The sequence below is a fragment of the Novosphingobium sp. P6W genome (assembly GCF_000876675.2).
Classification (GTDB): Bacteria; Pseudomonadota; Alphaproteobacteria; order Sphingomonadales; family Sphingomonadaceae; genus Novosphingobium.
In genome coordinates this window covers 81,899-102,874 of sequence record NZ_CP030354.1, presented here as the reverse complement: position 1 = coordinate 102,874, position 20,976 = coordinate 81,899, and the positions used below count along the sequence as shown (strand labels likewise).

Sequence of the window (20,976 nt, the reverse complement as noted above, 5' to 3'; positions counted from 1 at the left end):
AGGTCTGCGGCAGCACGACACCGGAGGGGGCAAGGTCGCCGCGCGCGTCGCCGGTAACGAGCCCCGGCGGGGGCGATGTTGGCGGCGGCGCGCGCGGCGACCTGGCGTGGGGGGAACCGTAGGGTTTCCCCCACAGACGCAACGTAAACGACAAAGGGCCAGCGCCGGGGGGGTTGCCCCGTCGCTGGCCCAGTCACTTCCTGCCAAGGAAAGAGGGGGGCGACGCGCCTTGCGCCGCCCGATCACGTCATGCCCAAAGCTGGCGCTTTGGCTCTGCGGCAATGGGAGTTTGCTTGTCGTAGCGGAAGGCGTGGCAGGGAACGTTCGCCTCCTTCAATTTGTCGAGCAAGTGGCTTTGCAGGCCCGATCCCTGACAGATGATTGCTTCGACGGGCCGGAGGCTCACAAGCTGGTCATTGCGCTTGAAACCTGCGCTGTTGCCATAGCGGGCGCTCTGCGGGGTAAAGGCAACCATGGGAACGCCAGACTTTGCGGCCCATGCTGCGGCGATAGCGTCGGCTCCCTTGCGCTGCGCCGTGGTGCAAAGCGTCATGTTGGGGATGCGGGCCTTGATCTGGTCGAGCCGGTCGTAAAGCTGCTGGAAGTCGTGCCAGTCCTGACCGCCGGAGAACACGACAAGCGGGCCGGTCGGATTGCGCTTTTCACGAATGGCGGTTGCCCGCGCTTTCAGGAAATCGGCGGCGGCAATCTGGCTTGCGTTGGTGGCGCTGGAAACCTTCGTTCCCCGCGCGGCGCTCCAAGGGTGCCCCGTCTCGGTGCGGTAGCAGTCGGCGGCATAGTCGCGCATGCATTCGATAGCGCTGCGCTGCTCGGTCTTGGTCTGTGCGCGAAGGGTCAGTTCCTCCACCTCGATGGCGTAAATCTCCGATGGGTCATAGCGGCGGATAAGCTCGCCAAGGTCGCGGGAGAGGGTGTCTTCCTCGCGGGCCAGCTTCTGCGCTTCGTAGTGGAACGAATTGACGATGCCCCATGCGATCGCCTGTGCGCTCGGCTCAAGGCGGGTATCGCGGAAGAGGTCAAAGATGGTGGTGACGATGGCGTGGCAATCGGCCTGCGCCTCGGCGGGTTCGGGCATGTCCAGTTCCTGCGCATCCGCGCCGATCTCGACGATGGAAAGCGCGCCGACTTCGCCAAACGCTTCGTGGAAGCTGTCCAGCACGGTGCCTTCGCGGATCATGTCGGCAATCTCGATTTCGCGGGCGACGGCGTCCATCTCGTCGGGGGTCGATGCCGCTCCCTGTTCGTCGGCGCGGATGGTGTCGGCAATCGCCTTGTCGAGGTACTGCTTGCGCAAGTCCTGCGGGGTGGTGCCGATGGCCTTTGCGAGGTCGGCAAAGCAGGTGTAGCGAGGGCTATTCGTATCGTTGTTCATGGTCACAATCCTTGGCAGTGGTTGCGATAGGGTCGGGAGAGGGGGGCAACCCTCTCCCTTCCCGTTGGAGGCTTAGAACGCGGGGATTTCGTCGTTCAGGTCGTCGGCGATGCGGCCGTCGTCGGTGGCGTTGCCTTCACCGAAATTGTCGTCACGCTGGCGGCGGCGGCTCTGGCGCGAACCATCCAGATTTTCACGACGCGGGGCAGGGCGGTTCCACACGACGCGGTAACCGTCTTCGTCGTCCCCGAAGAGCATGATCTGCAGCGGCTCGGGCAGGCTGGGATCGTCAAGGCGTCCCTGATAGAAAACCTCTCCGCTGCTGTTGCTGGTGGCTTCCCAAAGTGCGCCGATCTGCACCCAGCGCTTGGCGACGTTCAGAACCATGATCTCGAACGCGGGGGCCTTGTCGTTGTCGCTCTCGACGGGGCGCAGGCCAAGGCGGGCAAGGTCGATGGTGACGGTGGCGACCGAACCGAGGAGCTGGCCGTTTACGAGCTTGAAGGAACCGATGTTCATAGCATTTACTCCGTTAGCGGGGGCTTCTCCCCCTTGCCGGTGGTCCGGGGCCTTTCCCCTTCCCTGCCTGCCCCTTTCTTATACCCGCTAAACTCCAAGTATTACAGGTCATTGATTACTTGACTGCATTTCATCGTACATGGTGAGTCCGAGCATCTTAAAGGGAACTACTAGTGACCGTATAGAATAACTACAAACAACGCATTGGCCGCTCATGCGGACAATTATTCTTCTACTGTGTCTGTGGGCGGAGCCGGGCTATGATTTCATCGCACACGGAGCCGTCCTCGCAGGGTCGCAAGGGCCGGGGCTGGCCGTCGGGGGCAACAGAAATGACGGAGGCTCCGCCCGCAGGGTGGAAACCGTAGGGCCTTCAGGCCCGGTATTTCTGTTGAGGCGCGGTACGCGCCGACCCCGACGGACAGTTCTGCAACGAAGGGACACTGGGAGGCGGCGAACGGTGTGATGAAATCATTGGCCCAAAGAAAACCATCATCCGCTTTGCGGATGATTCCTTAGCCGAAGGCTGCCTGGCGCGGCGCCGGCGTAAGGGCTGAGGTTCGTCGCAGGGCAGGGGGGTATGTCCGGGCGTGGCCCAGATGGGATCGCACGGCCCTTGTGGGCGTTACGCGATGCTGGGCAAGGGATCGATACCCGCAGGGCGGAGACCCGCTTTTGCGGGGCTCCGGGAGCCACAGGCGACTAGAGCCCGGTCCCGCCCTTGGGCGGGATGCCTCCCAATCGGTTGGGGAGAACGAGTGGATGCCTTCGCATACGTTCAGGTTTGCAGGTCAGTTGTCCTGCTCGAACGGGTTTTTCGGGGCAATTTGGTCCTGGCTTTTGGCGTAGGCTGTAAGGGGGATGTCGACGAGAACGATCCTATCGCGGTTGATGAGATCCAGGCATTCATTGTCGTCGTTGATGGCGATCAGGTGTTCGCCAAAGCCGGCTGCCATTTCGATTGTGAGGGCGAGGAGGCTCATGTCGTCTGGCTTGGTTTTGATTACGATGCCATCGATGAGATGGATACGAGTTTGAATGAGGGCGGCATCGAGTTGTTGGTCGGTCAGGTTGAGCGCTTCGAGGTGCTGGCGTGCGTGCTCCATGACGGCGTCACCCAGGGTTTCCTCTTTGCCAAAGTCCCCTTCAGCAACTGCGATCATGGCTTCGTACAAGATGGTGGGCTGGCCATTGAAGTCGTCGAGAGGTGAGGCGTCCTTGGCCAACCACCCTGTGTCGTCTGACGGTTGGTCGCAGGCGTCTTCGAGGAAGCGCACGCGGTTAACGGCGTCCATGCTGAAGAGGAGCAGCCGGTTGTTGAGGGTGCCTGCTTGCACGATGTCGCCGGGGTCGTAGTTGCTGAGATGGGCTGCGAGGCGATGTTGTTCGCTTGCGGAGATGGGAAACCATAGCGAGTTGGACTTTTGGTCCAGCTGGATGCCGAGGTGCCCCCAGAACCCCGAGTCATCGTCGGTTATCAAGTAGTGGTTGGGCTCGAAGCCGAGGGTTGAGCCGTCCGGTGTACCGATGATGCGTGAGAGCGGGACCTTGAAGAGGAGGGCCATGTTTTGGAGGGCATCGATCGGCGGTTGCGACTTTCCGGTCTCCCAGCGCTGATAGGTCTGCTGTGTCGTGCTGAGTGCTTTTGCGACGGCGCTTTGAGAGAGGCCGGCAGCTTCGCGAAGGCTCTTCATATTGTTCATGGCGCTTCCTCATGACACATTTTGAGGGTTTAATAACACGCCTTACGTGTGGTCAAAAGGGGTGTCAGCACGGTCCTGAGAAGGATCGCTTTGGAAGGCAAACCGCTTTGCTGGCAATCAGGCATTGCAGCATAGCGTTGAGCGCCTCGCGATCCTGTCGCGAGATATTTTGATGCCACCGCGTTGCATGCTGTTGCGTGGGCCATTTCGGGCTTGAAAGCCGCCGATCGATGTAGATTATCGCGGGATGCCGCAGGTTTTTGATCCTAGCGACGCCGTTGACGTCTTGTCCCTGGACGAAGTCCGGGCCGTCGCGAGCGGTGACGCATTTCGGTGGATCGAGGATCGGGAGTTGGTGGCGCGGTTGCTTCAGGTCTGCACGCCCCGCCAGGAGCGTATTGTGAGACTATCGTTCGGGATCGGCTGCGCGCCGATGCCCACCACGCAAATCGCGGCGTCACTTGACCTGACGAGTCATCAGATCCGAAACCTCCGCGACAATGCGCTGATCCGCATGCGGATCGAGGTGCAGCTGCTGGATGATCCAGCGGGTGAGGTGGAGTTTGGCGGGGAAGTGTACCGGGCAGGGCAGGTGCGCCAGGTCTCGCCTGACCGGCGCCGCAGGCAGCAAGAATTGCTCGAACGGGCCATGATGCTTGAGCTTGCCCAGCTGGTTGCGGCGATGGTGTTCCTGGTCGTGGCCCCATATGCCGGTTTCGTCGAATACGGGCGGGCCGGGGCGGTGATGTGTTTCATCGCCGGCATGGCGTTCACGTATCTGTTCATCAATCTGACCGCCGCACGTCCACCGCTCGACCGACACCGGGATCATTGCCGATCGTAACGAAGCGTTTGCCTGTGCTATGGGTCGCCTAGCACATTGAAAGGGCTGGATTTGGGCAAGTCGAGCGAAACGTTGACGAAAGCCGAGATTGCCGGCGCCATCAATCGCAACCTCGGTATATCCCAGACGGGATCGCTGGCGATGGTGGAGGCGATCATGGAGAAGATGGGCTCTGCCCTTGAGCGCGGCGAGAACGTCAAGATCGCCGGCTTTGGGACGTTCCTGCTGCGCGACAAGGGTGCGCGGGTTGGCCGTAATCCCAAGACGGGTGAGGAAGCTCCCATCTCGCCGCGGCGGGTGCTGACGTTCAGGGCTAGCCACCAACTGAAGGACCAGATTGCAAACGGAGGGGGATCAGAGCCAGCGTAGACGCCGGCGACGAATTCTACGTGCAGCGGCTCGCAATGATGGACGCCCGGAACTGCAACAGGGGCAGTCCGCTCCGCACGGGCTGCAATGGGCATAGCGGTTGCAATCATCCGGCGCTGCCTGCAATCGAAGGCGATGTGTTCACGAGAATTGCAATAGAAGGACGATGCTGGATGACCGATGCGAGCCGTATCGCCGCCGCCATCAACCTGCGTGTGCGCCAGCTTGAGGCACAGGGTATCACCGGGCTCGCCCTTGCCAATCATATGATCGGCCACATGCAGGACCTGCACGGCATCTACAGCACCGCCAGCGACCGGACACTGCGCGACCTGTGCGACCGTTTTCCGGGATTTGAGCGATATGCCCGGATCATGGAGGAGATGTCCGAACGCAACCAGGCCATGTTGTCCTCGGGCAGCCATCCCCATGGCGATCTGCCTGAATTGCCGGAACCGCTGAAGGCAAAGCTCACTCATGTGCTGCACGCCGCCGCCGACCTGGAGCGCGAGCTTCAGGCAGCCGCCGATGGCGGCCACGCCGACCAGGCCGGGCGCTTGACGGTAGTGATGCACTGCTGGACCGACGACCTCGCGCGACTGGCCGCCGACTTCCAGTCCTCGGATTTACCGATCGCTTCCCAGGCCCTGGTGCAACAGGTGCTCAAGGCGACGGCGGAACGGATTCAGAAATGGATGGAGACGCCGTAGCGGCTTCCTATCGCCGGATACCGGCGCGGGCCCCCACAAGGAAAACGGCCGGTTTTCTGGCGATCGGCAAAAGAAACCGCCTGTTCGGCAGGTTCCGCCCCGTTGCGGACACCCGATCTCAATGGCGTTGGTGGCAGCAGAACGCTCTTGCACGCTATCGAAGAGCTTGGCTTAACCATATGATGAAGATGAAAACTGGAGCCCTTCTGCTACTCACAGCTATTCTTTCGTCATGCGGCTATCAAGATAGATCTGAGACGACAGAAGCTGATCCCGCCGCGCGTATCGATCCTTGGGAACAATACCTCGCGACACCGCAGTACGGAGACTTGGTTCGCACTAATGGGCTTGTCTTCATTGGCCGAGAGGCGTTGGAGATAAACATTTGCGTGGACGGTACGGAGAGATGTGAAGGGCCATTTAATGTCGATGGTTCCCCCCAGCCTTGCTGGTTAAAATTTAAGCCGTCTGCGGAGGACGATATTAAGAAGCTTGGCATTCCCGGCTCACTGAAAGACGGCAGATACTGGTTTAAGGCGCAGGGTCGCATCGCTGTTCGTCCCGGTTTGTTTGGTCATCTAAACTCATACACCTGTCAGGTAGAGTTGGAACGCGTCACCAAGATTTCTCCGGAATAGGCGGACGACCGCTTCCCACCACTTCGCGCCCCTCCCGGACGATCTCGCGAAAATGGCAGCATCCGCCCCATGGCGGACATTCAATCTCTGTCTGATCAGCGAAATGCTTTACCGTTCCCCGCCCAACGGAAATGAACTGTAGCTCGCCAATATTTCGTTGGAGCTATGTATCCGCAGCCTCCGCTTCACGTCTGGATCGGGAAGGTCGAGGGTATTGAGAGGGGTGGCCATGATTTGGACGTCACCCGTTGGGGTCCTTAGTCCTGCATCATGGATTGCGGCTGCAACGGCAGGAGCGATGAAGGGGCCACCTGCGACACCCACAATTCGAAAAAACGGGTTCTTTATATAATCCACCTCGCGCAATGTTAATTTTCTTTGTGGCAAGTAATTGCTGGTCCCCCAGTAACGTATGATCTCAATAGGACAATCATCAAGGTCATTACGGCGATGTTCTGCGTGAGAGAACCTTCCCTCGCCCTTTTTCCAGACGCTTTCACTCTCTTCGATCAAATCGATCCAGTTGTAGTTATTCCATAGCCAATAGCGACCATATATGAGTTCTCCGCCACCGTCCTCGAAGTGTTCACGGCCCTTTCGGGCCAGGGATACGTCCAGGGGATAAAATTCAGACTTCGGAGGTGCAAAGCTCTCGATTATCCTTTTTAACACGTCAGACACGATCTGAACTTGGTCTGCACCGGTCTTCCCGAAATTACCGAGTTTCGTGATATCGGAATCCGACGCAGTTACTACTGGCGTCGACTCTAATATGTCGTGGATTGAGCCAGAATATCGTCCGCTCACGGCATCAATTAAGATTGATTTAGTCGCTTTTACCGGTGCCGTTTCGCTGTAATTAGGGGGAGATATATAGACGTTTGGAGTGAACGCGCCCAATCTGGGGCAAATCGATAAAATGATGTCTTCAACCCAGGGCTCCGTGACCTTCTGCATCACCCATCCCTCTAACCTGCTCGAATCAAGCCCATATCCTGTCACCAATGCGGAAGTTCCGCTATCCACCACCTCGCGCCCTTCCCGGACGATCTCGCGAAAATGGCAGCATCCGCCCCATTGCTGACGCTCCGGAGGCACATTCCTGCGCAGGATTGCGCTCTTCCAATGGAAGCAGCAATTCGATAGCAAGGACATAATATTGGGGGAAGTTTATGCTTCGAAAACTTTTGATAGTGGTAGTTTTCCTGCCCTCGACGCAGGCGTGGGCTGATAGTTTTTGCGGTCGCGGAGACGCTGTTAGCGGAAATACCAAGGTCAGCGCCATGCTGTTCCAAACTGACGACAAGTCCATGCCCCCAACCTACTTTCCGATGGTTACCACTAGCGAAGACGGAAGCACTGAGTTCAGTGTCGGATATGAGTTCTATGAGGGAGGTTTTCGACCTGCTGGCCTCACAATCCGGTCACAGTACCTTATCGCAGAGGCGTCCCCGGACACAGTCCAACGTCTTCGTTGGCGCGTTACTGGCGGGGCTTGGGCGACCAGTACTTATCGTTTGCATCCCCAACGATCTGACGACCCGCAGATGCACGCAAGCATCGAGTATCGAGCGGCTCAATGGGTGAAGGACAAGCCCAACTTCACTTATCATGATGATCAGCTGATGCTGCTTCAAAGTGGAGGACGGTATGAAATTCAGCGTCAGAGCGAAGCTGGCGAGGTTCTTTCGACGAGCTTTCTAAATTACCCATCAGGCGAGACTCTTAATACTATGTTTGGAAAAGCTCAGCGTATCGCGGAAACACAAATGGAGCCTTGCGAGATGAACACTGTCACGCCCCCGAGGTCTCCGCTCAGAAATTAAGTCCAACATCATTGCGTTTATCGCTGATGTCCGCTCACCACCAAAACGTGAAATTCCGCACTGGCGGCTCGCGCCCCAATGCCGGTCGTTCGTTCTTCGGCTTGAGAAGCGCTGATCTCGCCGTTAGCTGCCGCTTCTCGCATCAACGACAAGGCTGATGAACGAACCGGAAGTTACGGGCAAGCAATCTGCCCTTTGGAACGGCAATTATCGGGAGTGTTAGCAGCCGTTCGCTGGGTCGCGTCCAAGCCAAAGCAATCGCACGATAACCGGTGATGTGCTCAACGGATATCGCTTCTCCTGCTCGCGGGCAAAATACTTGATCTCGATTTCATCTCGGGACTTCCATCGAACATGCAGATTACAGACTCGCTCCCCTCTGAAGATGCGCTGGTCTAGTTTAGGAAACATGCCGGGCGCTGTTACATAGACATTGGCTGCAGTGCCGACGGTGGCACCCCCGCCCATGTCTTCGGCGTAGACGGCATCTCGTTGGCCATCTGGGGCTGGCGTCCGTTGAATAATTCTTGTTTGCTCCCGATCAGGACCACAGCCTGATAACGGAAACGCCAAGATCATCAGGATCGCGATGCCGCCGCTTCGTCTGAGCATTACGGATGTCTAGCAAAAGAGGCGATGTCCGCAAGGGGGGCGAGACCGGAATGGCATCTTTTGGGGGCCAGCAATTGGCCAAGTGCCTTCCTCACCCCCGAGCGAAGGTCTATTTCGGCTATCGCTAGGCCGAAACCAGCCATTTCGGTCACGCCCTCTTTGCGGTCATAATAAACCGGCATTACGGTGTCATGATGACGCCAACCGAAGCATTCCATTCGTTCGCAGCTTCTCTGATAGGCCTGCCGATTAGCCACGTGTGGCGTGGTTACGGATCAGCCATATTCATTGAGATTGGCGAACTATCCCCTCAGTCGAGAAAGGATGGTTCTTCCGGCAACCCCGAAGGCGAGGTGTCGCTGGGTGTCGAATGGAGTTGGCGCGTAGAAGATAGAAACACAATTTGCTGCGGAAGCTGGAGCGAGGAAGCTCAATGGGAACCTGCGCTTTCCCTGCTGCGAGATGCGCGGATTGCCCAATGTGATCTATTCGGCGTTTTGCCCGAAGTTGTCGTTACAACAGACGCCGGTATACGCTTCCTTTCGTTCTCCACCACCGAGGGACAACCTCAATGGCATCTGGTGGACCGACGGGATGGCCCCGCCCGCTGGTTCACCGTCCGCGGAGGGCATCTTCATCTGGGTGACGGGACCGAAACTTGGGACTGAACGGCTGCTTCCACCCCCAATTCTCGTCCTTTCCGGAGCGAAACGGCCTGCCCAACACTGGACGTCCGTTCATCCAGCCCGGCGTAGACACCGCCGAATGGCGGCTATCGGCGAAGGCAGCCGTTTGGTAGGCACGACCGCTATGGCAGGTTTCCACCACTTTTTGCCATTCCGGAATGGCGCGCGGCCTCGAGGCGCGCCGCCTTATGTAGGTTATCTGTTCCGTTGCTACTCAACCCCCATATCGCCTTCTCAAGCGGCTTCCTCTGGGATAAAGCGGCAGCATCCGCAGGACGTAAGGCGCTCAACCTGCCAGGGGATAGCCGCGCTGCCTAAGTGTTCGCTTATCGTTCGCCCTTAGACCCAATGACTGCCGGGAGCCATTTTGGCTCCGATCTGCGTTGCTCGCCTGGGGGTCAGAGCAAAGGAGATAGTCGATGGCAAAAGGTACCAAATACATCGGGCTGGACGTGCATAAGGAAACTGTCGCGGTGGCGGTCGCCGAAGGTGAGCGTGGCGGTGAGGTTCGCTTCTACGGTACGATCTCGAATGAGGATGATGCTGTGCGCGGTTTGGTCAAGCGGCTTGGCGGTTCCGGCACCACGCTCAGCTGGTGTTATGAGGCGGGGCCGTGCGGCTACGGGCTTCAGCGTCTCCTGACCAAGCTCGCTCAGCCCTGTATCGTTATTGCGCCGTCGATGATGCCCAGACGGCCTGGCGATCAGGTGAAGACCGATCGGCGTGATGCCATGACGCTGGCCCGCCTGCTGCGTGCTGGAGAGCTTGATCCGATCTGGGTGCCCGACGAAGAGCATGAGGCGATCCGGGATCTGGTGCGGGCGCGGCGCTCTGCTCAGGAAGCGGCAACCTCAGCAAAGCAAATGGTGCGGAGCTTCCTACTTCGCCATGATCGACGGTATTGCGGCAAAACGGCGTGGACCAAAGCCTATTGGCGCTGGCTGTCAGAGCAACGTTTCGATTTTCCGCATCAGCAACTGGCCTTCGAGGAAGCAAAGCATCGCGTTCTGGAGGCACAGGCGCGCGTGGAAAGGCTGGAGGCGGCGCTCGCGGAAGCAGTGGAGGGCTGGCGATTTGCCGCTCTTGTTCGCAGCCTGCAGGCGCTGCGCGGAGTTCGCTTGATTGTCGCCGCAACTCTGATCGCCGAGGTTGGCGACTTGACGCGGTTCCAGAATCCGAAACAACTGATGGCCTACCTCGGGTTGGTGCCTTCGGAATATTCAAGCGGATCACGCGTCCATCGCGGCCGAATTACGCGGGCCGGCAACGCTCATGCCCGCACCATGCTTGTCGAGGCAGGCTGGACATATCGCCTACCTGCCCGCGAAGAGCGACGTTATCGGGATCGTGTCGCGGGATTGCCTGAGGATATTCAGGCAATCGGTTGGAAGGCGCAGGTGCGTCTTTGCCAGCGTTTTCGCCGATTGTCGGCGACAGGCAAGCCACAGCCCAAGGTCAATACGGCGATCGCTCGCGAACTCGTGGGCTTCGCTTGGGACATCGCTCGCCGGGTGCAGCCGGAGGTGACGGTTTGACCTGCCAGGGGGTTCAGCATCAGCTCAACCCTCTGGCAACATAGGCCTGGCCGGTGTGTCGCGGGCACCCGACTGTGATGGACAATCCTCGGTCAACGTTGGGGCAGGCAAGTCCGACGCCCGTGCTTAGAATGAGGAAGGTCCAGCGACGGACAACGGGTAGTGCGGTAACCAATCCGCGGATGAGAGCTTGATCAATCGTCGTCGATCAGGAGCCCGCGGCACTCCGGCCAGGCCAAATTCACCGCTAGCCGAAAGGTCGGCGGCAGGATAAACTCGTTCTGCAGCGCAGATGGCAGTCATGAGAGCGTTGTCTGGCGTACCATCCGCGCTATGCCCTCAGGGCATACGCCGCGCACCAAGGCCGGCTTGCAAGGCAGGATGGCGAAGACCGGGCAGGGGCCGGGTTGGGGACGCTTCTGGATCGCTGAGGAAGACGCCCTGCTCAAGCGAGCTTACGAGCGGAGCGAAAGCCTCACGCCGCTGCAGCACATATTAGGCCGCAGCCGATTTTCGATCCGCTGGCGCGCCGAATACCTCGGCTTGCGAGGAAGCCACGCCAACCAAAGCGGATGGCGCACTTCGCCGGACTGGACCGAGGCCGAGGAAGCCACATTGCGCCGCCAGTACGGCGTGATCCCGACCACGGAGCTGGCTCGGCAGATGGGCCGAACCCGCGCGTCGTTGACCACCCGCGCCCATGCCATGGGTCTTACCCATGGGTTTCATAAGCCCTGGACGGATGACGACTGCAGGGCGCTCCGTCTCGCCCACATCAATGGTGTCGCATTGCGCGATCTGGCCGACGCCTTGGGTCGCAACTACGCTGCGGTCCACAAGTACGCTGCCAAACATGGCTACAGCTTCGTGCGCCACCCAAGGGCGACCCCGCCGCTGACTCTCGCTGACATACTGAACCTGCCTGCAGGCTGACTACGCCAACCATGTTCGCCCCTGCGGATCATTGGCGCGAGAGAGAAAGGGGGAGGTAAATTTGCGCTCGAGGAATGGCTTCCAAGCCTCAACGCCTGGCTCCCCCAGGACGGCAGGATACCGCTCGCTGCCTCATCCCTCTGTTGAAAGGACGCTCATGTCGACATTCACCGCCGACGCCCAGCGCGCCGAAGTCATCGCCCGTCTCAATGACCGCTGCCGGCTCGGCCTCGATCGAACTAGCCGCGCCGTCATCACTCGAACCTGCCTTGCGACGTTCAGCGACGGGAAGGGGCCTTCCCAGATCGTCGCCCAGGCCGAGATCCTTGCCGCAATCCGCAAGCACCGCTTTGCCGGGGATAACGAGAGCCCGCACGATCGGGGGCATGTCGAATATCGCGGCACGAAGGTCTATTTTGCGATCGACGCCTACGACCTGGACCTTGTCTACGGCTCGGAAGACCCTGCGGACGCAAGCGTCACGCGCCGCGTCATGACCATCATGGTGCGCGAGGACCTCTAATGGATCAGGATTGCGATTACTCACATTCCGTACTATACGGAATGTGACATGCATCCCGGACTTCACTTTCCGTGTGCAAGGAGAACTGAACATGGCTCTAGACATTGAAAAGGTCCGATCGACCGACGTGTCAAAGCGCTTCGGCTTCTATTACGACGAAGCCATGACCCACCCGATCGCGGTAGAGCGCAACGGCGCTGCGCGCGTCGTGATGCTCCCAGCTGCGGAATATGAGCGCCTGGCTCGCCTCGACCACGTTGCCTTCTTGCCAGAGGAACTCAGCAACGAAGCGTTCCATGCGATCGCAGCCGCCCAGCCAGTTGCAGAGTCCTACGATGCCAACAAATTCCTGGACTGAGCCTCGCCCGGGCGAGATCATTTCCTACCTATACCTGTGGCGTCACGAGCATGACCGCGGCGAAGAAGAAGGCCGAAAAGTCCGACCTTGCATGGTCGTTGCCACTTATCCAAAGCACGGCCGCCTTCGGGTCATCACCGTTCCGCTGACGACGCGAGACTACTCGCCGGAGCATTCCATTGTCTTGCCACCCCGCCTGATCGATCACCTCGGCCTCGATCGAAGGAGCCGCATAATATGGAACGACATCAACGAGTTCACTTGGGTCGGACCCGATGTGCGATCAGGCGCCGACGGGAGCCCTGTAATCGGGTCGATGCCTGAGAAGATATTCCGTCAGGTGGCGGCGAATATCATCGCCCAAAGGGTGAAGATCACGAACCGCACCGAATGACAGGATGGGCTACCGCTTGGTTCGGCTAACCGAGCGTCGCGTACCACATGCCGAAGCCGTTGCTGGCAATATGCACGAACATCCCCGGTAGTACCGATCGGGTGCGCACGGCACACAGGCCAGCGCCGAGGCCCAAGCACAGAGACGCGACAAGGTTGGCCGGCTCGAAGTGCAACGTCACGAAGAGCACCGCCGAAATGACCGCGACGACGGCTGCCGGGATCCGCTCAATGAGTGCACCGACCAGATAGCCGCGATAGAGCAGCTCCTCGATCATCGGCGCCACCAGCACCGTCGCGGCCAGCAGCGCAAGGCCGGACGGACCGGAGATCGACGCGAGCAACGCCCGCCCGACGTCGAGATTGCTGCCGGCACCCGCCTGCCAAACCGTCACACCTTGTAATGCGAGGATGCCGAGCGGGATTTGCGCGATCGCGAGGCCGACAAGCATCGTCCCGAAAGTGCGAGCGTTCCAGCGCGGCAATATCAGCAGGATTGCATGTGAGCGACCCGGCGTGATGATGAGCAGCACCAGGATCGCGGCCACCCCGATCGTCGCCGAAACCAACCACGCACCGCCGGGATCGAGACCCAGGGCTGGGCCGATCCCGTAGTGGATCACGGTTAGCGCGACCTGATGGAACACGAGTAGGGCCGCCACCAACCAGAGCGACGCAACAGGAGAGCGGATCGGAGCGACCACGGCGCCGTCAGCGCTGATCGTCCACTCGGTCATCGTCCACCTTTCTGGTCGATCGGCTCCCTGCCGAACCGCAAATGCGCCGGGTTGATAATAAGACTTATGTTAAATAACAATAGCTTAGAGCGAGTGCCGTTCTAGAATCACGCCCGCTGTGGGTCAACCCTGACCGTGGACGCAGCAATCCCATCAGCCCCAGGAGAAGCCAATGCGTGAGCAATCTCGCAATGATGAAGATTTGGGTGTCCGATATTTGCAGATGGCGCTTCAGCACGGCCGCGCAGCGCGCGTGCTGCTGGACGGAAACCAGATTGAAGCCCCGTTCTGGCACTGCGTCGGCCATGCTCTCGAACTATCCTTGAAGGCCCTGCTCGAAAGACAGGGATACGATGAAATGGACCTCATGCACCTGGTCAATCATCACCTTCACAGGGCCGAGCAATACTACCGGGCGCGCAGTCCTGATTCCAAACTGATCTCAGACGAGGCATCGCAGCTCGTCCGCGAGCTATCCTGTTATCATGCCCGGTTGGATTTCAGGTATCCGTGCCTTTTCCCCGTCGTCTCGCTCCCCGAACCGGCCGGTGCTGAACGGGTGCTCGATGTCCATCTAACGACGCTGGCGGACCATTTCGGGGGCCTTACCCGTGACCGTAGCTAGCAAACCCTTTCCCGCTGGCGCCGTGCGATACAATCGCCAGCTCGCCACCGTTTCCCCGGAGGAGTTCGCCGAGCTTATGGCGATCGTCTATTCCGAACCTACGCCCATGCGCGCTCTCTCCGCTGATGACCATTGGCGCAGGGCCTATCAGCAGGATCAGCAAAGCAAACGTGTCCTCGGCTCCCAGGCCGACTTATTCAACGGACGAACCATCACACACTATCGGCGTCATCGACCTGCGCCTGAGGTCGAGGCTCCAGCGATGGAATCGATCAAGGCGAAACTCGAACGCACGAAGGACGATCCCTTTGCTGCCTATGGGCCGGAACGCGCAGATCGGCCCGCATACCTTTCAAAGGTCGAAAAGGCCGCGATCATCCAGGGGGCGACGAACTGGCTCCGGGTGCGGCAACGGGTCCGCATCATCGATGCACCGGGAGCCGTAGATCCCGAATATGGACCGCACCTTTTCCTCGGCCGCGAAGGCGTGGTCTGGAAATTATGCACCGGCACCTTCGAAGACCACTGCTATGTGTTCCTCAACCCAGTCGGCGCCGAACGCACGGCCAAAATCCGCATGGTCGAACTACGCGACATCGAGCCGATCGCATGAGCGTTCGCCAACCCGACCTGTTCTTCGGAGACAAGCGGCCGCCCCGCTCACTTCCTCCCGAGCGCTCCTATCGAACCCCCAGGAAGTCCGCTCCGAACGCCTTCGCCTGGGAGAGCATGGCTACATGGGTCCGCCACATGAACCACCTGTTCGCGATCGAGGCCCTGAGCAGCGATCATTACGCACGGACACGCGGCACCGCACGCACACTTACCGTCGATCGGATACGCGAATGCCGCCACGATGATGACTTGGCACGTTGCGAGGCCATGCTGGTACAGGCGAAACAAGGCTGGCTCTACGGCCTCGATCGGGCCTTCACCAAGGCCGAGCGCGGCGAACTCCTGGTCGAAGTCCGAAACAGGCGCCAGCTCATCAAACTGGGACGATCCGCGCCAAAGAGCAAAGGTCCGAGGCTGGATCCGACACGCCTCCCGGCAGAAGCGCTAATCCGCCTGATCCAGTCGCATCCCGACATCGAGGTGGTCAAACGCCTGCGGGCCGAGCGCGATCGGCGCGGCGCCCTACAAACGATAACGGGACCGGAACCGTAGCAGCGGTCCCGATCCCGTCGATCGAAGGATCCTCCCACGAATGGGGGACTTAACCGGAACAACGTTCCACCATCGAATCCGGTCCCGATGATCGATACATCGACAACGATCTACATTCCATGAACGACACCTGGTCGCATTTCACTGCCGCAGCAGCACTTCACCCGAAGGACATCACCATGACCGTCTTATCAATCTCGTCGCGCCGTACCCGTCTGGCCTCATTCGAAAACTGCTACGCTGTCGCTGTCCAGCTTCGCGAAACCACCGGCGTCGACCAATTCGTCGTCCGCACCGACAATCCCATCCAGCCCTTCCGCGTCACCCGGCGCGAGCCGCATCACTCGGAAACCATACTCGCCCGCGTCGCCTGATCTTCACGCCAACCGGATTAATAAACCAATCCGGTAAGCGTATCGATTAGATACGCTGGATCACGGTCGCCATGAGGTCGGCCGCAGTCACGCCGCCAACCAGATCGCGCGCCGGCACATACTCCAGGGGAAGGTTTTCCTCCCGCAGGACACGCGCCATGTTGCCCCGGCGAAACGCAAGGCTCTTGAGCCATCCGAGGTCGACCATGCCCTCGCCGATCGCCTTCTCGCACAGCAGATGCCACAAGCGCATCTGCAGCGGGTTCCTCGCGGTCAGGATTTCCTCTGCCATCAGGAAACCCTCGCCGTGCCGGACCTTGTGCCGGGCATCCGTCTCGAGCGCGATAAACGCCTCGAGCATTTCCGTCGTCGCGAAGTAAGCCGTATCCAGGCCCTCGCCGATCAACGCACCGGCCAGCAGACGGCGCGATACCGACACCTCCGGGTTGTTCAACTCGTCCAGCAGCGGGAGATCGTAATCGTATCCCCGCATCGCATCCTTCAATTTCATGTCAATCCTCCTTGGGTGAAGCCAAGAGGCATACTGCCCAGCACCGGAGAACAAGTCTAGAACGCGATCTTTTCAAACCGACGCGCGACGTGTTTTCAGAAATCCGCGGGTGGCCCCATCGACCTACGGTCCCTTCAGCAAGTCCGGCACCGTGCAGTTCAGGCCATCCGCAAGCTGCACCAATAGACCCAGCGTGGGGTTCGCCTTGCCGTTCTCCAGGTTCGATATGTGCGAGGCCGCCACCTCGGTGTTTCTAGCCAACGCCGCCTGCGATAAACCGAGCTTCCCTCGGCGAGCGCGGCAATTCGCCCCAACCTGTGCGCTGAGCTTCGATCCAGGCGGCGAAGCCCCAAGGTTCAGATATTCAGGCGTCGTTCGAAATGTAGGTCATGGGACGAACCCGAAGCGGACCTTGGCTGTCAGATCAACGATTACGATCCCATTCCAGAGTGAAGCGTTACCTAACACTCCTGCTGCTCGAAAGGGCCAGTCAGCATATGCTGTGGGCTGATCGCCATCTGTAAACACCGTCGCTTTTCCCAGGCCTAGCTTGCCCACCATCATCGTTCCTACGGCGGGTGCCCCAGACATCGTCACTTGCTTACCCCACGCGGTGCCTTTGATAGCGGTAGAGGCGTGCGCAACGTCGGCGAGGCCTGTCACCTTTTTCCAAGTATCCAGATCGACAATTAGCGGCATCGAACTGGAGCCGGTGTCAAAAACCACGGCGTCGCTGTGAAACGCGTCAAAGGCCACAGGGACAAAAAACTTTGAATGGCGTAAGTCGGCCCGGACGTAGGTGGCGCTTTTCAAAGGTGCTGGAAGGTCTGCCTCAGAGAACAAGCAGAAGCGCTGGCGAGGATAGTCTATAACAGTAATGCGGCCCATTAGTTCAGGAAGCCCAAGCGTTCCCACAAGCCTCGCATCTTCCTCCATGTCTGAGGCGATATAAATTTCGGGCCTGTCGATCGAGGTCGATCCTATCATCAGCGAAGTAGCGCGAAACGACTTATGCCCATGACTGACCCATCCGGCGTGATCGGCTACATGTCCGTATAGGATCGTCGCATCCGAACCGGTATCAAGCTGAAGTCGAACGATCTTGCCGTTGATCTTGATGGGAACGCTGATCGCGGCCCTGGGAGAACTTTCGTCATCCGACACCCAATCGAAAGGCACGCACTGCGCCTTGCCTTGCAAGCTGGACGATGCGTCCTGAACTGTCACACCAACAGCACTGGCTACCGCAGCTTGGAGGACAGCCAAAGTCCAACTAAGCACAGTGAAAATCCTCCTCAGTCTCAACTGGCAAGGTTGGAGGAGCCTGGCTGGTATGACAAGCCCGCAATCCCGAGCGAGTGTCCGCTTTGGGGCGGGTGCTGCCATTTCACCAAATCGTTCTGGGAAGGCGAGAAGTGGTGGAAACCTGCCATAGCCCTCGCGCCTACCGAACGGCTGCCTTCGCCGATAGCCGCCATAAGGCGGAGCCTACGCCGGGCCGGATGAACGGGGATCCAGTGGGTGAATTGCAGCGCATGGTAACGGTCGGTTCAATTGGCAATTAAGTGCCTTCTTTGACGAACCGGGTGTGGACTGCGGTGACGTAGCCTACTGCGTCCCCTGAACGATTTTTCAATACGGGGGCCGTTATGCGGATCAATTGAGTGCAGGCGACATTTGCATAAGCCCGGTACTTGTCATCGGCCGCTTCGCAACGCTCAACTGACCCGGCAGCGGAGATGAATAGGTTGGTTTTGATTTCGAGGGCACCCTTTGCTTCGTCGGGCAGCCGATTGACGCTCAGTACCTGTTCTGGTGGTAATTCGACATGCGCCTTGTCCATTGGGGGGCTGTATACCTCGATTATTGTGCGGATACGGCCATACGCCGGTTTTCCTTCGATTTTTGCAGCGATAAATTTGATGCCGAGAGCCATGGAACAGATTTTTCCGAGGCTGGCTGTATCACCTTCTCCTTCTCCCGGATCGCAGGCAATAACTTTTCCCTCCGGAGCCACGTCCAACGTAACAGCTTGATAAAGAGGCTCATTTAAGTGTGCACTAAAACGCGCGGCCGCTATTTTCCGTAAAAGTTGCTTGGCTACCCCCTGGTCGGCAGACGGGGCAACTAATGCACTTGCCAGCGAAATCACACTAATGATCATGCCAATTAATTCCCTCGTTTGAAATTTCGTTAGCATGAGGCGACTGGTCATTCCAGTTCTCTGCCCGCGCTAGGAAGCGCAGCGTACACGGGGGTGCGAAGCCTTAGAGCGTTTTCCGATCACGCTGGATCGTAGCCGCAGGAGCTAAAGTAATTGGCGCACTCGTCGGGCTGGAAGATATCGACGAGTTTGCCGATGAGATCCCACAGGCCTGAGACGGTGCGTTCGGATGCTTTGCGCAGCATGGCCTTGAGGCGTGAGAAGGCCTTTTCGATCGGGTTGAAGTCGGGGCTGTAGGGCGGGAGGAAGCGCAACGCTGCCCCGGCGGCCTCAATTCTGTCGCGGACGGCCACGCGCTTGTGGCTCGAGAGATTGTCCATGATGACCACGTCGCCTGGCTTGAGCTCTGGCACGAGTACCTGGGCGACGTAGGCTTCGAACCAGTCGCCGTTGATCGGCCCGTCCAGCACCATCGGGGCGATCATCCCGGTCATGCGCAGCCCCGCGACGAACGTGGTCGTCTTGCGATGACCATGCGGGAAGCCCATCCGCAGGCGCTCTCCCCTGAGGCAGCGGCCATGGCTGCGGGCCATGTTGGTCGCGGTCCACGTCTCGTCGATGAAGATCAGGCGCTCGGGCTCCAGATCCAGTTGGTAGTCGAACCACGCCCGTCGTTGCTTCAGGACGTCCGGACGATCTTGCTCGATCGCATGACCCGACTTTTTTTGCGCGTGATCCTGTGCCGGTCGAAGAAGCGCCACAGCGTACCGATCCCAACGTGGACACCGCGCGCGGCAAGACCCGAGCGGATCTCTTCGAGGGTAATGTCCCCGTTCTCCTCGAGCATGGTCATGATGAGATCGGCATGTGCGTCGGTCTTCGATGATCGCTGATCGCCACCAGGCTTGCCGGCAACGGCTCGTCCATGCGCCAGCGCGATTTGCCGCCAGCGGATCGCCGTCGCTACGCCAACCCCGAAACGCGCCGCCGCTGCCCGGCAGCTCAGGCCTCCTTCGACTGCGGCAACAACACGATCACGCAAATCCTGCGACAATGCTCTGGCCATCCATGCCGGCCTCCATACCCAGCAAGGATTCTGAATCAGAATTTTCACGCGGAGGGAATCTTTCGCGATTCAGGCGCTGTGGAAAACGCTCTAAAGCTGGTCCCCACCCCTGAGAATTGACATTGCAAGGGGCAGATTGCTCGCCCGTAACTTCCGGTTCGTTCATCAGCCTTGTCGTTGATGTGAGAAGCGGCAGCTAACGGCGAGATCAGCGGTTCTCAAGCCGAAGAACGAACGACCGACGGGGGGCGAGTCCGGAACGGCGCGTTTTGGCGCTTCGGGATGTGTGCCGGTTACTGCGCCCGCTAGCCAGCATCATTCAAAAACTGTCTCGGAAAGATGGGGGGCTCTGGGGATGCGCGATATCCACCAACCTAGCGGCGCAGCCGAGAAAACGCTCACTAAAATCTGAAAGCCGAAAGGGACTAAGAATTCATCCGGTTCCAGCGTCAGGATTAGCGAAAAGGGGCCATCTAGTGAGGTGAGCAAAAAAGCCGTGATACCGATGACGGGTGTTGTAGAAGCCGTAATGGAGATTAAAGCGCGCCTCGCATGCGTCCATTCAGGCCTGCACCGGTTAAGGCCGAGTGCGGTCATAATTGTAATGATGATGCCCGCAACACACCATAAAACCGTGAAACCATTGACCATAGCTTGTATTGCTTCACCTCCACAGCGGATGCAAGATTGTTCACGAGCGCGGGCGAATGGCAACTTTGGGGGGTGCTGCCATTTTCGCGAAATCGTCCCGGAAGGGCGCGAAGTGGTGGTAAGCGGGCTGTCGTCCTGTGAAGGCGTTGCTGGCAAACCGGACATTCTTCGCGCATTTTTTGCTCATTTGCAGTTCAAATCCGGCCCCTTTGGGACGCGACTGCGGAACGCAACCGCCCAGCCGTCAGTGGATGAAGGGTCTTTAACGAACCGCGCCTTGCATGAGCGCCCTGCTGCCTCGAACCTGCACTGAGCCGCATCGCTCGCGACGGGACGGCAGCTTAAACTTCGTACCCCGGTCGGGTCGGGATGCGGGATGCTCTCACATACGTCGATGAGGGCCCGGCAGATATTCTCTTCGTAAGCCACATAAGCTTTCGCTGCGGCCACCGGCGTTGGAAGCGAAGCCACCGGCTTTGCTAGTGCGGGTGATGAAATTGCAATGAGGCCAATTGTGACCAATTGTTTCATAGGACCTTGCACCTCAGTTAATAAGCCGATGTAATCATCCTTGAGGCAGCGGTGCAATGTCAGCTTTGTGGTGCGTCGTGAGGGTTCGCTCATGGCTGCAATGGGGCG

26 protein-coding genes are annotated in these 20,976 nt (G+C 59.1%); 15 read left to right on the top strand and 11 right to left on the bottom strand.

Annotated features, from left to right (window positions below):
* Positions 1-247: 247 nt before the first annotated feature.
* The 3 genes from TQ38_RS26275 to TQ38_RS26265 form a co-directional block, all read right to left on the bottom strand.
* Complete coding sequence (locus TQ38_RS26275; protein WP_082057952.1) at positions 248-1,393, bottom strand: DUF2493 domain-containing protein; 1,146 nt, start codon at positions 1,391-1,393, stop codon at positions 248-250.
* A gap of 72 nt (positions 1,394-1,465) precedes the next feature.
* Complete coding sequence (locus TQ38_RS26270; protein ID WP_043979843.1) at positions 1,466-1,912, bottom strand: DUF736 domain-containing protein; 447 nt, start codon at positions 1,910-1,912, stop codon at positions 1,466-1,468.
* A 791-nt stretch (positions 1,913-2,703) separates the two neighbouring features.
* Positions 2,704-3,615, bottom strand: coding sequence for a helix-turn-helix transcriptional regulator (locus TQ38_RS26265; protein WP_052505996.1), 912 nt, complete (start codon positions 3,613-3,615; stop codon positions 2,704-2,706).
* A gap of 247 nt (positions 3,616-3,862) precedes the next feature.
* Here TQ38_RS26265 and TQ38_RS26260 point away from each other — a divergent pair, with 247 nt between their 5' ends.
* The 4 genes from TQ38_RS26260 (at position 3,863) to TQ38_RS30225 (ending at position 6,176) form a co-directional block, all read left to right on the top strand.
* Positions 3,863-4,459 carry a hypothetical protein gene (locus TQ38_RS26260; protein ID WP_043979841.1) on the top strand — a complete coding sequence of 199 codons (597 nt, stop codon included), beginning with the start codon at positions 3,863-3,865 and terminating at the stop codon, positions 4,457-4,459.
* A gap of 51 nt (positions 4,460-4,510) precedes the next feature.
* Complete coding sequence (locus tag TQ38_RS26255) at positions 4,511-4,828, top strand: integration host factor subunit alpha (RefSeq protein WP_043979839.1); 318 nt, start codon at positions 4,511-4,513, stop codon at positions 4,826-4,828.
* A gap of 173 nt (positions 4,829-5,001) precedes the next feature.
* Complete coding sequence (locus TQ38_RS26250) at positions 5,002-5,538, top strand: hypothetical protein (protein WP_043979837.1); 537 nt, start codon at positions 5,002-5,004, stop codon at positions 5,536-5,538.
* Positions 5,520-6,176: a hypothetical protein gene (locus TQ38_RS30225; RefSeq protein ID WP_162792410.1), complete on the top strand. Its 657-nt coding sequence runs from the start codon at positions 5,520-5,522 to the stop codon at positions 6,174-6,176. Before TQ38_RS26250 ends, TQ38_RS30225 begins: the two co-directional genes overlap by 19 nt.
* Positions 6,177-6,284: 108 nt before the next feature.
* On the opposite strand, the gene TQ38_RS30220 is transcribed toward TQ38_RS30225, so the two are convergent.
* Both TQ38_RS30220 and TQ38_RS30215 read right to left on the bottom strand, forming a co-directional pair.
* Complete coding sequence (locus tag TQ38_RS30220; RefSeq protein WP_162792409.1) at positions 6,285-7,133, bottom strand: hypothetical protein; 849 nt, start codon at positions 7,131-7,133, stop codon at positions 6,285-6,287.
* 1,088 nt (positions 7,134-8,221) lie between these two features.
* Entirely contained in the window at positions 8,222-8,614 is a 393-nt protein-coding gene (locus TQ38_RS30215; RefSeq protein WP_162792408.1) for a hypothetical protein, read from the bottom strand.
* 191 nt (positions 8,615-8,805) lie between these two features.
* On the opposite strand from TQ38_RS30215, the gene TQ38_RS30210 reads away from it, so the two are divergent.
* The 6 genes from TQ38_RS30210 to TQ38_RS26220 all read left to right on the top strand — a co-directional run bounded on the left by TQ38_RS30210 (position 8,806) and on the right by TQ38_RS26220 (position 13,043).
* Positions 8,806-9,282, top strand: a complete 477-nt coding sequence (locus TQ38_RS30210; RefSeq protein ID WP_162792407.1) for a hypothetical protein — start codon at positions 8,806-8,808, stop codon at positions 9,280-9,282.
* 437 nt (positions 9,283-9,719) lie between these two features.
* A complete protein-coding gene (locus TQ38_RS26240; protein ID WP_043979833.1) occupies positions 9,720-10,835 on the top strand; it encodes an IS110 family transposase in 1,116 nt (371 codons plus the stop codon).
* A 381-nt stretch (positions 10,836-11,216) separates the two neighbouring features.
* Positions 11,217-11,768 carry a hypothetical protein gene (locus tag TQ38_RS26235; protein ID WP_043979831.1) on the top strand — a complete coding sequence of 184 codons (552 nt, stop codon included), beginning with the start codon at positions 11,217-11,219 and terminating at the stop codon, positions 11,766-11,768.
* 157 nt (positions 11,769-11,925) lie between these two features.
* Positions 11,926-12,291 carry a DUF3768 domain-containing protein gene (locus TQ38_RS26230; protein ID WP_043979829.1) on the top strand — a complete coding sequence of 122 codons (366 nt, stop codon included), beginning with the start codon at positions 11,926-11,928 and terminating at the stop codon, positions 12,289-12,291.
* Between the two features lie 91 nt (positions 12,292-12,382).
* Entirely contained in the window at positions 12,383-12,649 is a 267-nt protein-coding gene (locus TQ38_RS26225) for a type II toxin-antitoxin system Phd/YefM family antitoxin (protein ID WP_043979827.1), read from the top strand.
* A 91-nt stretch (positions 12,650-12,740) separates the two neighbouring features.
* Positions 12,741-13,043, top strand: coding sequence for a hypothetical protein (locus TQ38_RS26220; protein ID WP_052505995.1), 303 nt, complete (start codon positions 12,741-12,743; stop codon positions 13,041-13,043).
* Positions 13,044-13,068: 25 nt separating this feature from the next.
* Here the strand turns inward: TQ38_RS26220 and TQ38_RS26215 are convergent, their stop codons facing one another.
* Positions 13,069-13,779 (bottom strand): CPBP family intramembrane glutamic endopeptidase, encoded by a 711-nt coding sequence (locus TQ38_RS26215; protein WP_043979822.1) that lies wholly within the window; start codon positions 13,777-13,779, stop codon positions 13,069-13,071.
* 223 nt (positions 13,780-14,002) lie between these two features.
* Here TQ38_RS26215 and TQ38_RS26210 point away from each other — a divergent pair, with 223 nt between their 5' ends.
* The 4 genes from TQ38_RS26210 (at position 14,003) to TQ38_RS26195 (ending at position 15,945) form a co-directional block, all read left to right on the top strand.
* Positions 14,003-14,404, top strand: a complete 402-nt coding sequence (locus TQ38_RS26210) for a hypothetical protein (RefSeq protein WP_162792406.1) — start codon at positions 14,003-14,005, stop codon at positions 14,402-14,404.
* Positions 14,405-14,480: 76 nt separating this feature from the next.
* Positions 14,481-15,017, top strand: a complete 537-nt coding sequence (locus TQ38_RS26205) for a hypothetical protein (RefSeq protein ID WP_052505994.1) — start codon at positions 14,481-14,483, stop codon at positions 15,015-15,017.
* Positions 15,018-15,154: 137 nt separating this feature from the next.
* On the top strand, positions 15,155-15,571 hold the full coding sequence (locus TQ38_RS26200) for a hypothetical protein (RefSeq protein WP_043979817.1): 417 nt from the start codon (positions 15,155-15,157) through the stop codon (positions 15,569-15,571).
* 119 nt (positions 15,572-15,690) lie between these two features.
* Complete coding sequence (locus tag TQ38_RS26195; RefSeq protein WP_370059849.1) at positions 15,691-15,945, top strand: hypothetical protein; 255 nt, start codon at positions 15,691-15,693, stop codon at positions 15,943-15,945.
* 46 nt (positions 15,946-15,991) lie between these two features.
* On the opposite strand, the gene TQ38_RS26190 is transcribed toward TQ38_RS26195, so the two are convergent.
* From TQ38_RS26190 to TQ38_RS26170, 5 genes are all read right to left on the bottom strand, one after another.
* Positions 15,992-16,456, bottom strand: a complete 465-nt coding sequence (locus TQ38_RS26190) for a hypothetical protein (RefSeq protein ID WP_043979814.1) — start codon at positions 16,454-16,456, stop codon at positions 15,992-15,994.
* 123 nt (positions 16,457-16,579) lie between these two features.
* Entirely contained in the window at positions 16,580-16,717 is a 138-nt protein-coding gene (locus TQ38_RS31135) for a helix-turn-helix domain-containing protein (protein WP_240198221.1), read from the bottom strand.
* Positions 16,718-16,843: 126 nt separating this feature from the next.
* Positions 16,844-17,683: a hypothetical protein gene (locus tag TQ38_RS26180; RefSeq protein WP_162792405.1), complete on the bottom strand. Its 840-nt coding sequence runs from the start codon at positions 17,681-17,683 to the stop codon at positions 16,844-16,846.
* Between the two features lie 334 nt (positions 17,684-18,017).
* The gene (locus TQ38_RS30205; RefSeq protein WP_162792404.1) at positions 18,018-18,671 is read right to left on the bottom strand and encodes a hypothetical protein; all 654 of its coding nucleotides are present in this window, start codon (positions 18,669-18,671) and stop codon (positions 18,018-18,020) included.
* Positions 18,672-18,739: 68 nt separating this feature from the next.
* Positions 18,740-19,686 (bottom strand): IS630 family transposase gene (locus tag TQ38_RS26170; RefSeq protein WP_113942086.1). Its coding sequence is split into 2 segments (ribosomal slippage): positions 18,740-19,347 and positions 19,347-19,686, totalling 948 coding nucleotides; the frame shifts between segments, so codons are not numbered across the junction.
* A 481-nt stretch (positions 19,687-20,167) separates the two neighbouring features.
* Here TQ38_RS26170 and TQ38_RS30200 point away from each other — a divergent pair.
* Entirely contained in the window at positions 20,168-20,650 is a 483-nt protein-coding gene (locus TQ38_RS30200; RefSeq protein WP_162792403.1) for a hypothetical protein, read from the top strand.
* Positions 20,651-20,976: the final 326 nt, after the last annotated feature.

What these genes read in the sequence shown, in the direction of transcription:
- TQ38_RS26275 (WP_082057952.1), bottom strand. Translation starts at nt 1,393, where the DNA reads ATGAACAACGATACGAATAGCCCTCGCTACACCTGCTTTGCCGACCTC.
- TQ38_RS26270 (WP_043979843.1), bottom strand. Translation starts at nt 1,912, where the DNA reads ATGAACATCGGTTCCTTCAAGCTCGTAAACGGCCAGCTCCTCGGTTCG.
- TQ38_RS26265 (WP_052505996.1), bottom strand. Translation starts at nt 3,615, where the DNA reads ATGAACAATATGAAGAGCCTTCGCGAAGCTGCCGGCCTCTCTCAAAGC.
- TQ38_RS26260 (WP_043979841.1), top strand. Translation starts at nt 3,863, where the DNA reads ATGCCGCAGGTTTTTGATCCTAGCGACGCCGTTGACGTCTTGTCCCTG.
- TQ38_RS26250 (WP_043979837.1), top strand. Translation starts at nt 5,002, where the DNA reads ATGACCGATGCGAGCCGTATCGCCGCCGCCATCAACCTGCGTGTGCGC.
- TQ38_RS30225 (WP_162792410.1), top strand. Translation starts at nt 5,520, where the DNA reads ATGGATGGAGACGCCGTAGCGGCTTCCTATCGCCGGATACCGGCGCGG.
- TQ38_RS30220 (WP_162792409.1), bottom strand. Translation starts at nt 7,133, where the DNA reads ATGCAGAAGGTCACGGAGCCCTGGGTTGAAGACATCATTTTATCGATT.
- TQ38_RS30215 (WP_162792408.1), bottom strand. Translation starts at nt 8,614, where the DNA reads ATGCTCAGACGAAGCGGCGGCATCGCGATCCTGATGATCTTGGCGTTT.
- TQ38_RS30210 (WP_162792407.1), top strand. Translation starts at nt 8,806, where the DNA reads ATGATGACGCCAACCGAAGCATTCCATTCGTTCGCAGCTTCTCTGATA.
- TQ38_RS26240 (WP_043979833.1), top strand. Translation starts at nt 9,720, where the DNA reads ATGGCAAAAGGTACCAAATACATCGGGCTGGACGTGCATAAGGAAACT.
- TQ38_RS26235 (WP_043979831.1), top strand. Translation starts at nt 11,217, where the DNA reads ATGGCGAAGACCGGGCAGGGGCCGGGTTGGGGACGCTTCTGGATCGCT.
- TQ38_RS26230 (WP_043979829.1), top strand. Translation starts at nt 11,926, where the DNA reads ATGTCGACATTCACCGCCGACGCCCAGCGCGCCGAAGTCATCGCCCGT.
- TQ38_RS26225 (WP_043979827.1), top strand. Translation starts at nt 12,383, where the DNA reads ATGGCTCTAGACATTGAAAAGGTCCGATCGACCGACGTGTCAAAGCGC.
- TQ38_RS26220 (WP_052505995.1), top strand. Translation starts at nt 12,741, where the DNA reads ATGGTCGTTGCCACTTATCCAAAGCACGGCCGCCTTCGGGTCATCACC.
- TQ38_RS26215 (WP_043979822.1), bottom strand. Translation starts at nt 13,779, where the DNA reads ATGACCGAGTGGACGATCAGCGCTGACGGCGCCGTGGTCGCTCCGATC.
- TQ38_RS26210 (WP_162792406.1), top strand. Translation starts at nt 14,003, where the DNA reads ATGGCGCTTCAGCACGGCCGCGCAGCGCGCGTGCTGCTGGACGGAAAC.
- TQ38_RS26205 (WP_052505994.1), top strand. Translation starts at nt 14,481, where the DNA reads ATGGCGATCGTCTATTCCGAACCTACGCCCATGCGCGCTCTCTCCGCT.
- TQ38_RS26200 (WP_043979817.1), top strand. Translation starts at nt 15,155, where the DNA reads ATGAACCACCTGTTCGCGATCGAGGCCCTGAGCAGCGATCATTACGCA.
- TQ38_RS26195 (WP_370059849.1), top strand. Translation starts at nt 15,691, where the DNA reads ATGAACGACACCTGGTCGCATTTCACTGCCGCAGCAGCACTTCACCCG.
- TQ38_RS26190 (WP_043979814.1), bottom strand. Translation starts at nt 16,456, where the DNA reads ATGAAATTGAAGGATGCGATGCGGGGATACGATTACGATCTCCCGCTG.
- TQ38_RS30205 (WP_162792404.1), bottom strand. Translation starts at nt 18,671, where the DNA reads ATGACCAGTCGCCTCATGCTAACGAAATTTCAAACGAGGGAATTAATT.